At 68.6% G+C, this 11,111-nt stretch carries 10 protein-coding genes and 1 pseudogene; 6 read left to right on the top strand and 5 right to left on the bottom strand.

Translation table 11 applies throughout. The features are described from left to right. Together A5701_RS01460 and glgB are read left to right on the top strand one after the other, a co-directional pair. Nucleotides 1–638, top strand: a pseudogene (locus A5701_RS01460) (alpha-1,4-glucan--maltose-1-phosphate maltosyltransferase); the annotation flags it as partial. A 1-nt stretch (nt 639) separates the two neighbouring features. Beyond that, nucleotides 640–2,835, top strand: coding sequence for a 1,4-alpha-glucan branching protein GlgB (glgB, locus tag A5701_RS01455; RefSeq protein WP_067747762.1), 2,196 nt, complete (start codon nt 640–642; stop codon nt 2,833–2,835). A gap of 62 nt (nt 2,836–2,897) precedes the next feature. Here the strand turns inward: glgB and A5701_RS01450 are convergent, their stop codons facing one another. Further along, nucleotides 2,898–3,821, bottom strand: a complete 924-nt coding sequence (locus A5701_RS01450) for a tetratricopeptide repeat protein (RefSeq protein ID WP_067747760.1) — start codon at nt 3,819–3,821, stop codon at nt 2,898–2,900. A 192-nt stretch (nt 3,822–4,013) separates the two neighbouring features. Next, the gene (locus A5701_RS01445) at nt 4,014–5,195 is read right to left on the bottom strand and encodes an acetyl-CoA C-acetyltransferase (protein WP_067747757.1); all 1,182 of its coding nucleotides are present in this window, start codon (nt 5,193–5,195) and stop codon (nt 4,014–4,016) included. Between the two features lie 78 nt (nt 5,196–5,273). Between A5701_RS01445 and mce the strand changes: the two genes are divergently transcribed. Then, nucleotides 5,274–5,741: a methylmalonyl-CoA epimerase gene (gene mce, locus A5701_RS01440; protein ID WP_197499003.1), complete on the top strand. Its 468-nt coding sequence runs from the start codon at nt 5,274–5,276 to the stop codon at nt 5,739–5,741. On the opposite strand, the gene A5701_RS27145 is transcribed toward mce, so the two are convergent. Together A5701_RS27145 and nucS are read right to left on the bottom strand one after the other, a co-directional pair. Beyond that, complete coding sequence (locus tag A5701_RS27145) at nt 5,742–6,050, bottom strand: hypothetical protein (RefSeq protein WP_082950235.1); 309 nt, start codon at nt 6,048–6,050, stop codon at nt 5,742–5,744. A gap of 22 nt (nt 6,051–6,072) precedes the next feature. Next, nucleotides 6,073–6,744, bottom strand: a complete 672-nt coding sequence (gene nucS / locus A5701_RS01435) for an endonuclease NucS (RefSeq protein ID WP_067747753.1) — start codon at nt 6,742–6,744, stop codon at nt 6,073–6,075. A 45-nt stretch (nt 6,745–6,789) separates the two neighbouring features. Here nucS and A5701_RS01430 point away from each other — a divergent pair, with 45 nt between their 5' ends. Together A5701_RS01430 and A5701_RS01425 are read left to right on the top strand one after the other, a co-directional pair. Then, nucleotides 6,790–8,403: an adenylate/guanylate cyclase domain-containing protein gene (locus A5701_RS01430; RefSeq protein WP_067747751.1), complete on the top strand. Its 1,614-nt coding sequence runs from the start codon at nt 6,790–6,792 to the stop codon at nt 8,401–8,403. A 69-nt stretch (nt 8,404–8,472) separates the two neighbouring features. Continuing rightward, a complete protein-coding gene (locus A5701_RS01425; RefSeq protein ID WP_067747749.1) occupies nt 8,473–8,853 on the top strand; it encodes a hypothetical protein in 381 nt (126 codons plus the stop codon). A gap of 16 nt (nt 8,854–8,869) precedes the next feature. On the opposite strand, the gene A5701_RS01420 is transcribed toward A5701_RS01425, so the two are convergent. Next, on the bottom strand, nt 8,870–10,117 hold the full coding sequence (locus tag A5701_RS01420; RefSeq protein WP_067747746.1) for an MFS transporter: 1,248 nt from the start codon (nt 10,115–10,117) through the stop codon (nt 8,870–8,872). 91 nt (nt 10,118–10,208) lie between these two features. On the opposite strand from A5701_RS01420, the gene A5701_RS01415 reads away from it, so the two are divergent. Continuing rightward, the gene (locus A5701_RS01415; RefSeq protein WP_197499004.1) at nt 10,209–11,093 is read left to right on the top strand and encodes a LysR family transcriptional regulator; all 885 of its coding nucleotides are present in this window, start codon (nt 10,209–10,211) and stop codon (nt 11,091–11,093) included. Nucleotides 11,094–11,111 lie beyond the last annotated feature (18 nt).

The raw sequence follows: 11,111 nt of genomic DNA, 5'->3' as shown, positions 1-11,111 counted from the left end.
TGTTCGTCAACACACCCGACATCCTGCATGCGAGCCTGCAGCACAACGGCCCCGGCATGTTCGCGATCCGCGCGGTGCTGGCGGCGACGATGGGTCCGGCGTGGGGCGTGTATTCCGGATACGAGCTGTTCGAACACCGCGCGGTGCGGGAGGGCAGCGAGGAGTACCTGGACTCGGAGAAATACGAACTGCGGCCCCGCGATTTCGCGGGTGCGCTGGCCGAGGGACGCTCGCTGGAGCCGTTCATCACCCTGCTCAACTCGATTCGCCGGCTGCATCCGGCGCTGCAGCAGCTGCGCACCATTCATTTCCACGCGGTGGACAACGACGCATTGCTGGCCTACAGCAAGTTCGACCCGGCGACCGGCGACTGCGTGTTGGTGGTGGTGACGCTCAACGCGTTCGGGGCCGAAGAGGCCACGCTGTTTTTGGACATGGCGGCTTTGGGTATGGAGCCCTACGAACGATTTTGGGTGCGCGACGAAATCACCGGCCAAGAATTCCAATGGGGGCAAGCAAACTACGTTCGCATCGACCCTGCGCGAGCGGTCGCGCATGTGATCAACATGCCACTCATCCCGCAGGACGCGCGAATGAAGCTGCTCCGCAGGCCACCTAACGGACCGGAGGGATTGTGAGATGAGCCAAGCCGACCAACTGGCCAGGACGCACCTGGCCCCCGACCCGGCCGACCTGGGCCGCCTCCTGGCCGGCACGCAGCACAACCCGCACGGCATTCTGGGCGCCCACGAGTATGCCGACCACACCGTCATCCGGGCGTTCCGGCCGCATGCGGCCGAGGTGGTCGCACTCGTCGGCGACGACCGGTTTCCGTTGGAGCACATCGAATCCGGGTTGTTCGGCACGGTGCTGCCGTTCACCGGCCTGATCGACTACCGGCTGCAGATCAAATACGAGGGCGCCGACCCTTACACGGTCGCCGACGCGTACCGCTTCCTGCCCACGCTGGGCGAGGTCGACCTCTTCCTGTTCGGCGAGGGTCGACACGAGCGGCTCTGGGAAGTCCTTGGGGCGCATCCCCGCTCGTTCACCACGGCAGACGGCGTGGTCAACGGCGTGTCGTTCGCGGTGTGGGCGCCCAATGCCAAGGGCGTCAGCCTGATCGGCGAGTTCAACGGCTGGACCGGCAGCGACGCTCCGATGCGGTCGCTGGGCTCGTCGGGAGTGTGGGAGCTGTTCTGGCCCGACTTCCCCCCCGACGGTCTGTACAAGTTTCGCGTGCACGGCGCCGACGGGGTCGTGACCGAGCGGGCCGACCCGATGGCCTTCGCCACCGAGGTTCCGCCGCACACCGCCTCCCGTGTCACGCGCAGCAAGTACACCTGGCAGGACGCCGAGTGGATGGAACAGCGCGCCCAACGCAATCCGGTGTTCGAGCCGATGAGCACCTATGAGGTGCACCTCGGTTCGTGGCGCCCCGGCCTCGGCTACCGGCAGCTCGCCGAGGAGCTGACCAACTACGTGGTGGAGCACGGCTTCACCCATGTGGAGCTGCTTCCCGTCGCCGAGCATCCCTTCGCCGGATCCTGGGGCTACCAGGTCACGTCCTACTACGCGCCGACGTCCCGTTTCGGCACGCCCGACGAATTCCGGGCACTGGTCGACGCGCTGCACCACGCCGGCATCGGCGTGATCGTGGACTGGGTGCCTGCGCACTTCCCGAAGGACGCGTGGGCGCTGGGACGGTTCGACGGCACCCCGCTCTACGAGCACGCCGACCCCAAGCGTGGCGAGCAACTTGACTGGGGCACATACGTCTTCGACTTCGGACGCGCCGAGGTGCGCAACTTCCTGGTGGCGAACGCTCTGTACTGGCTCGAGGAGTACCACGTCGACGGCCTGCGGGTGGACGCGGTGGCTTCCATGCTGTACCTGGACTATTCACGCCCCGAGGGCGGCTGGACGCCCAACATCTACGGCGGGCGGGAGAACCTCGAGGCCGTTCAGTTCCTGCAGGAGATGAACGCCACGGTGCACAAGAGCGCGCCCGGCATCGTCACCATCGCCGAGGAGTCGACGTCGTGGCCCGGCGTCACGCGCCCGACAAACCTTGGCGGCCTGGGCTTTTCGATGAAGTGGAACATGGGCTGGATGCACGACACGCTCGACTACATCAGCCGCGACCCGATTTATCGCAACTACCACCACCACGAGATGACGTTCTCGATGCTGTACGCGTTCAGCGAGAACTACGTGCTGCCGATCAGCCACGACGAGGTCGTGCACGGCAAGGGCACCCTGTGGGGCCGGATGCCGGGCAACAACCACGTCAAGGCCGCCGGGCTGCGCAGCCTGCTCGCCTATCAGTGGGCGCATCCCGGCAAGCAATTGCTGTTCATGGGACAGGAATTCGGCCAGCGCGCCGAATGGTCCGAGGAGCGCGGTCTGGACTGGTGGCAGCTCGACGAGCAGGGCTTCTCGAACGGCGTCGCGCGTCTGGTGCGTGACATCAACGCCATCTACCGCAGCCACCCGGCGCTGTGGAGCCAGGACACCATCCCCGACGGATACTCCTGGATCGACGCCAACGACTCGGCCAACAACGTGCTCAGCTTCCTGCGTTATGGCAGTGACGGATCCGTCATGGCGTGCATCTTCAACTTCGCGGGCAATGAGCACAGCGGCTACCGGCTCGGGCTGCCGTCCGCAGGGCGCTGGCGCGAGGTGCTCAACACCGACGCCACCGACTACAACGGGACGGGCATCGGCAACATGGGCGGGGTGGACGCCACCGACGACCCGTGGCATGGGCGTCCCGCCTCCGCGGTGCTGGTGCTGCCGCCCAACTCGGCCCTCTGGCTCGAGCCCGAGTAGACCGGGGCCGCTCAGCACGAGCCGCTTTCGCCGCAACCACCCGACGGCCGCGGCCGGCGACCTCAGTAGAGCGCGTTGGCGAGGTTCCGCCGCCCGGCGACGACCTCGGGATCGGCGGGATCGAAGAGCTCGAACAGCTCGATCAGCCGGGTGCGCACCCGAGTGCGCTCGTCCCCGGATGTGCTGCGCACCAGAGCAATCAGGCGCTCGAACGCCGCGCTCGCGTCCTGGTTGAGGATTTGGACATCGGCAGCCGCGAAGGCCGCTTCGATATCGGCCGGTGCCGCATCGGCGGCGGCCACCGCGTCCGGTGAATGCGCGGTCGCGCGCATCAGGAAGTCGATCTGCCGGATCGCGCCCTTGGCCTCGGCGCTGCCCGGATTGGCGTCCAAAATTGCTTGATACGCCGCTCGGGCGCCCTCGAAATTGCCGGCCTCCAGCTGCTCGCGGGCGGCCGCCAACTCGGGGTCGACTTCGTCGGCAGCGGCGGAACCGCCTGGGCCCCTGAGCTTCCCGGCCGTCGCCGAAAGGATCTGGTCCAGCCAGCCGCGCAATTGATCCGGCGGCTGCATGCCCTGGAAGCTCGAGATCGGCTGCCCGGCGGCCAAAGCCACGACGGTAGGCACCGCGTCGACACCGAATATCTGGGCAACCCTGGGCGCCACGTCGACGTTGACCGTCGCCAGCGACCACTGTCCGTTGTCCTGGGCGGCCATGCCGGACAGCGTGTCCAGCAGCTGGACGCACGCGTCGCTGCGCGGGGACCACAGCAGCACCACGACGGGCACTTCCTCGGACCGCAGCAGGACCTCGGCCTCGAAATTGGCCTCGGTGATCGCGGTGCCTCCGGGGCCGCCCTCGGCGGCCGGCGTTGTGCCGCCGCCGGTCCCACCGCCGGGCGGTTGCTGCTGGGCCCGCTGCTTGAGGCCGGATAGGTCGACAGCGCCGGCCATCGCGGGGCCGATCGAGGGTCGCGGACGCGTCACGCCGTCAAGTTTGTCATGCGCATCGGTGCCCCATCCACCCGGTCGCGCGGACGCGTGGGCCCGGTGCCGCGGCCCGAAAATCGCGCCCGGAGACGGCCGCGGGGGACGATATGACGAAGATCACAAAACTTCCCACCCGCGTCGGTCCAGCAACGTCGCCCAGGGCGTCGGCGCTCCGGCTTCTCGGCCCGCTTACTTTGCCCGCAGGATCAGTGCGTCACCCTGCCCGCCCGCGCCGCACAGGGCCGCGACGCCGTAGCCGGAGCCGCGGCGGGCCAGTTCCAGGGCGGCATGCAGCGTGATCCGCGCGCCCGACATCCCGATGGGGTGCCCCACGGCGATCGCGCCGCCGTTGACGTTCACGATCTCGGGATCCACGCCGAGTTCGCGGGTGGAGGCCAGCGCGACGGCGGAGAACGCCTCGTTGATCTCGACCACGTCGAGCTGGTCGACGGTGATGCCCTCGCGGCTGAGCGCCTTCTTGATCGCGTTGGCCGGCTGCGATTGCAAGGTGGAGTCCGGCCCGGCGACGACGCCGTGTGCACCGATCTCCACCAGCCAGGTCAGCCCCAGTTCCTCCGCCTTGGCCTTGTTCATCACCACCACGGCCGCGGCCCCGTCGGAGATCTGCGACGCGGACCCGGCGGTGATGGTGCCATCCTTGCGAAAGGCCGGTTTGAGGCCGGCCAGCGACTCGGCGGTGGTGTTGGCGCGAATCCCCTCGTCCTCGGTGAACTGCAGCGGATCACCCTTGCGCTGCGGGATGTTGACGGGAACGACCTCGTCGGCGAAGACGCCGTCCTTCCACGCCGCCGCCGCCTTCTGATGCGACCGCGCAGCGAACTCGTCCTGCTCGGCGCGGGTGAACTTGTCGACGTCGTTGCGCTGCTCGGTGAGCGCGCCCATCGGCTGGTCGGTGAAGACGTCGTGCAGGCCGTCGTAGGCCATGTGGTCGAGGACGGTGACGTCGCCGTACTTGTAGCCCGCCCTGCTGTCCATCAGCAAATGCGGCGCCTTGGTCATCGACTCCTGCCCACCGGCCACCACGACGTCGAACTCACCGGCTCGAATCAGCTGGTCAGCCAGCGCGATGGCATCGATGCCGGACAGGCACATCTTGTTGATGGTCAGCGCCGGGACGTCCCAGCCGATGCCGGCCGCTACGGCCGCCTGCCGCGCGGGCATCTGGCCGGCGCCGGCCGTCAGCACCTGGCCCATGATCACGTACTCGACAGCCGACGCGGGCACGTTGGCCTTGTCCAGCGCGCCGGCGATCGCGATGGCACCCAGATCGCTGGCCGAAAAATCCTTCAGCGAACCCATCAATTTGCCGATCGGCGTGCGCGCTCCAGCAACGATCACCGACGTCGTCATAACAACCTCCCAAAGGTCCGTGGACGGCCGATCCGGCCTCCCGGAGAAGCGCAGTCTTTGCCGCCAGGTTACCTTTATGTGATGACGACCGATCAAGTTGACGCCCGTCAGGTCCTGGCCACCGAGCTGGTGACGGCGATCGATCACGTCGGCATCGCAGTCGCCGACTTGGACGCGGCAATCGCGTGGTACCGCGACCACCTCGGCATGATCCTGGTGCACGAGGAAGTCAACGAGGACCAGGGAATCCGCGAAGCCATGCTGGCCGTGCGCGGCGCGCCCACCGGTACGGCGCAGATCCAGCTGATGGCCCCGATCGACGACTCCTCGACCATCGCCAAGTTCCTCGACAAGCGCGGGCCCGGGATCCAGCAGATGGCGGTTCGGGTGAGCGACCTCGACAGCGTGATCGAGCACCTGCGCTCGCAGGGCATCCGGCTCGTCTACGAGGCCCCGCGCCGCGGCACGGCAAACTCGCGGATCAACTTCATCCACCCCAAGGACGCCGGCGGCGTCCTCATCGAGCTGGTCGAACCGGCCGCCTGATCAAGACCACTTCCGGGTTGGGCCCCGCGTGGCGCGGTGGCTCCAGCACGGGGTGTGCCAATGCCGCCGATCTTCGACGAGTCCTGGGCCTCCACCGAGGGTCGGATCGGTTGGCCACACCACCAGATGTGCGGTGCCGACCCGAATTTCGTGATCGCAGCCCGGGCAACGGTAGGTCTTGACCGCACGGGCGGCCGCGACCGGACGGACTTCGTACTCGTGGCCGTCGGGCCCGACCTCCACCCGGCGGGCAGGCGGGGGCGGCGATGACTGCCACCGCTGACGTGGCGGTGTGCGGCGCCGGGCCATGCCGCCAGCCTAGCCGGGAGGCTCAGAACAGCCGGTATTCGTCGCTGTCCATCCCGCGCATCTTGTCGTAATCCAGTGTGATACAACGGATCCCACGGTCGATGGCCAGTGTGCGCGCCTGTGGCTTGATCTGCTGGGCCGCGAACACGCCCTTCACCGGCGCGAGCACGCTGTCGCGGTTGAGCAGCTCGAGGTATCTGGTGAGCTGTTCGACCCCGTCGATCTCGCCGCGCCGCTTGATCTCCACCGCCACCGAACCGCCCTGTTCGTCACGGCAGAGCAGGTCGACGGGCCCGATGGCGGTCATGTATTCGCGACGAACCAGCGTGTACCCCTCGCCGAGCAGGTGCACATGCTCGGCGAGCAACGCCTGCAGATGGGCTTCGACCCCGTCCTTGACCAGCCCGGGATCGACGCCCAGGTCGTGGCTGGAGTCGTGCTCGACATCCTCGACGGTGATCCGCAGCTGTTCGCCGGCCTTGTTCTGCACCACCCACACGGGGGCCTGCTCACCCGGCTCCTCGGTCAGCCAGCACGGCGGGCTCATCCAGTTCAGCGGTTTGTAGGCGCGGTCATCGGCATGCACGCTGACCGATCCGTCGGCCTTGAACAGCAGCAGCCTGCGGGCCGAGGGAAGATGCGCGGTGAGCCGGCCGACGTAGTCCACAGTGCACTGGGCGATCACTAGACGCACCCGACTCACCTTAGAGCGTGGCCGACAAATTAGGCTGGCGCCACCATGTCGGCCACGCAGAGCTTGGCGAAACGCATCGGGCGGGTGCTCGAGACGGTCACGCGTCAGAGCGGCCGGCTACCGGAGACCCCGGCGTACGGCTCCCTGCTGTTGGGGCGGGTGTCAGAAAGCCAGGCACGTCGCCGCGTCCGCATCCAGGTCATCCTGACTGTACTGGTGCTGGGCGCCAACCTGATCGGCATCGGCGTCGCCCTGCTCCTGGTGACCGTCGCCATCCCGCAACCGAGTGTGTTTGACGCGCCATGGTGGATAACCTTCGCGGCATCACCGGCCTACATCGCGCTGGCGCTGGCGGTGGGCACCTACTGGATCACCCGCAGGACCGTCGTATCGCTCCGCTGGGCGATCGAGGAGCGCGCGCCGAACCGGGAAGACGAACGAAACACGTTCCTGGCCCCATGGCGAATCGCCCGCTTCGATCTCATCCTGTGGGGTGTCGGGGCGGTGGTGCTGACCACGCTCTATGGCCTAGTCAACACGCTCTTCATCCCGCGCTTCCTCATCGCGGTGGGCATCTGCGGGATCTTGGTGGCCACCGGCAGTTATCTGCTGGCAGAGTTCGCGCTGCGCCCGGCGGCGGCTCAGGCGCTCGAAGCGGGGCCACCACCGCGTCGATTCGCCTCGGGGATCATGGGCCGGACCATGGTGGTCTGGTTCCTCGGCTCGGGCCTGCCCGTTCTCGGCATCGGCTTCCTGGCGGGCTTTCAAGCCTTGATGCGCAATCTGACCGAAACGCAATTCGCCGTCGGTGTGCTGATCGTCTCGATCGCCACGCTCATCTTCGGTTGCCTGTTGATGTGGATTCTGGCCTGGCTCACCGCAACTCCGGTGCGCGTGGTCCGCACGGCGTTGCGCCGGGTCGAGCGCGGCGATCTGCGGGGCGACCTCGTCGTTTTCGACGGCACCGAACTCGGTGAGCTGCAACGCGGTTTCAACGCGATGGTGGACGGGCTGCGCGAACGCGAACGGGTTCGCGACCTGTTCGGCCGGCACGTCGGACGCGAGGTCGCCCTGGCCGCCGAACGCGAGCGACCGAAGCTGGGCGGCGAAGAACGCCATGTAGCAGTCGTATTCATCGACATCGTCGGTTCCACCCAACTGGTGACCAGCCGGCCTCCGGCGGAAGTCGTTTCGGTGCTCAATCAATTCTTCGGCATCGTTGTCGAGGAAGTGGACCGACACTGCGGTCTGGTCAACAAGTTCGAGGGGGACGCGACCCTGGCCATCTTCGGGGCCCCGAACCATCTGGACCGCCCGGAAGACCAGGCGCTGGCCGCGGCGCGCGCCATCGCCGAGCGGCTCGTCGACGAAATGCCGCAGTGCCAAGCCGGTATCGGCGTGGCGGCCGGGCAGGTGGTGGCCGGCAACGTCGGCGCCCGGGAACGCTTCGAGTACACCGTAATCGGCGGTCCGGTCAACGAGGCGGCCCGCCTCTGCGAACTCGCCAAGTCGTACCCGGGTCGACTGCTGGCGACGGCCGATGCCCTCGAAGGCGCGAGCGAGAACGAGCGCGGCCGTTGGACTTTGGGCGAAACCGTGACTCTTCGCGGGTATGAGCAGCCCACCCGGCTCGCCACGCCCGCCGACCCGCCGGCCTGATGGATTGATTTCCGACCCGAGTGGGTAAGGGGACTAAGGACATCGCCCCTTTCAGAGATTGGTGTTGACATGGCTAGTGGAACTGCGCGGCGTGCTTCCCTCGCCGCGGGGATCGCCGCGGCGATCGCCTTGAGTTCGTTGACCGCGGGCTGCGGCTCGGGCAAAGACAACAAGAACCCGACGACTTCGACCTCGACCGTCACCACCTCCGTCACCACGCCCGCCAGCGTCACCACGACGGCACCGGCGGCGACGACTCCGGCCGGCCCGGGCGGCGGTCCCGAGACCGGACCCGGGGGCGCCACGACGGCCGGCCCGGGTGGCTCGGGCGCCGGCGCGGGCCCCGGTGGCGCGAGCGCGGGTGTGCCGGGCGCCGGTGCGTCCGCCGGACCCGGCGGCGCGGGGGCCTGCGCCGGCGGCGTCTGCGTCGGGACCCCTCCCGGCCCCTAGCCGCCTACCGGGCGCATCAGTCAGCGGCCGCCAAGGCCGCAACGAGGTGGTTGTTGGTGCGGGGGTCGCCCTCCCGCACCAACAGCGCCACCAGGCATGAGCCGGCCACCAGCAGCCCGCCGACGAAACCGACCGTCGCCGGCCAGCCGCCGACCGCGTACACGACGCCGCCGATCGCACCGGCCACTGACCCGCCCAAGTAGTAGCTGAACAAATACAGCGCCGACGCCTCCGCGCGGTCGCGTTGTGCCACCGCGCCCACCCAGCCGCTGGCCACGGTGTGCGCGGCGAAGAAACCACCCGTGAAGACGCCGACCCCCACCACGATCGCGGGCAGGGCGTGCGGCACGGTGAGCAGCAGGCCCGTCAGCGTGACCGGCAGGGCGGCCCGCAGCACGAGTGGGCGTCCCCTGCGGTCGGCGAGCCGCCCGGCCGCCACCGACGTCCAGGTGCCGACCAGGTACAGCAGGAACAGCAGGCCGACTGCTGACGGCGCCAGGCCGAACGGCCGCCCGGTCAATCGGTAGCCAAGGTAGTTGTACACGGTCACGAATCCACCCATCAACACGAACCCCACCGCGAACAGCTTCAGCAGCAACGGGTTTCGCAGATGCGCGGCGAGGTTCCGGATGCTGGCCCGCACGCTCGTCTCCTTCGGGTCGAAGAACTGAGACCGCGGCACCAGGGCGGCGAAGACCACCGTGCCGGCCAGTGTCGTCAGGGAGCACACCAGCAGTGCGACCCGCCAATCGCTCGCCTCGATGACCAACGACGGGACGAGGCGTCCGGCCAGCCCGCCGACCGTCGTTCCGGCGATGTAGCGGCCCATCGCCGACCCGAGCGACGAGGCGTGCACCTCCTCGGCGAGGAACGCCATCGCGACGGCGGGTATCCCGGCCAGCGCGGCGCCCTGCGCGGCGCGGCCGACGAGCAGCACGCCGAGCGTCGGACTGAACGGCAGCAGGAGCGCGATCACGCTGGACGCCAACCCCGAGGTCAACATCACGGTGATGCGGCCGTAGCGCTCGGACAGGACGCTGGCGGGAATGATGCAGACGGCCAGCATCCCCGTGGTCAGCGATACCGTGAGCGCCGCCGCGGCCGGACCGATCCGATACGACGCCGAAAGCGCTGGCAGCAGCGCCTGGGTGCAGTACATCGCGGCGAAGCTGGCCAGACCTGCACCGCAGAGCGCCGCGGTCAGCCGCCGGTACCCGCGGGTTCCGGCTCGGTGCGCTACGGCGGTGGAGGGGCCTTGGGGCATGCCCTCAATCCTGCGCGCCGACGCAAAGCGAAGGAAATGAATTATTCGCAGGTTTAATATGCTCCAAAGACATAAGTCGAGGATGGTGCGCGTGGCGGGCGACGACTACGAGTGGTTCGTCACACTTGCGGAGCTGGAACACGTCACGGCGGCCGCCGAACAGCTTCGCGTGGCCCAGCCGACGCTCACCCGGATGCTCGCGCGTCTGGAACGGCGGCTGGGCGTGGCGCTGTTCGATCGTCGCGGCAAACGCCTGTCACTCAACACGTATGGCCGGATCTTCTACGAGCATGCCCGACGCGCGCAGCTGGAGCTCGACTCGGCCAGGCGCGCGATTGACGACCTGGCCAACCCGGCCGTCAGCGAGATCCGGGTGGGCTTCCTCGGCTCGTTCGGGGCGACGGTGGTGCCGCGCCTGATCGCCCGGTTCAAGGAATCCTCACCCCGCGTGGCCTTCGCGCTCGAGGAGGGCGCCGCCGAATCGATCGGCGAGCTGGTGCTGGCCGGGCGCGTCGACGTCGGGGTGGTGTCCCCGCGGCCACGGCGGCCAACTCTCGCCTGGCGCAGCCTGTTTCGGCAGCGGCTCGGTGTCGCCGTGCCACGTGGTCACCGATTCGAGGGCGATGCCGCGGTGTCCATGACCGATCTCGCGGACGAGCCCGTCGTGGCCATGCACCCCGGGTTCGGCATGCGACGGCTGCTCGACGAGCTCTGCGCCGCGGCACAATTCCAGCCGCGGATCGTGCTGGAGGCGGCGAACCTCACCACGACCGCGGGCCTGGTGGCCGCCGGGCTGGGTGTCGGCCTGATGCCCATCGACGGCAGCGAATCCGCGGCGGGGTTGAGCGTGCTGCCACTGGCCGACGCCGACGCGTACCGCGACGTGGGGATGATCTGGGACTCGGGCCGGCCGCTGTCCCGCCCGGCCCGCGACTTCATCGCCGCCGCCGCGGCCGTGCGGCACGACGGCCCCTAGGTGGGCTCCCACTGCCAT

This window comes from Mycobacterium sp. E3305 (assembly GCF_001666785.1).
Taxonomy (GTDB): Bacteria; Actinomycetota; Actinomycetes; order Mycobacteriales; family Mycobacteriaceae; genus Mycobacterium.
Note: the sequence above shows the minus strand (reverse complement) of the source record. Positions and strands in the feature narration are given on the sequence as shown.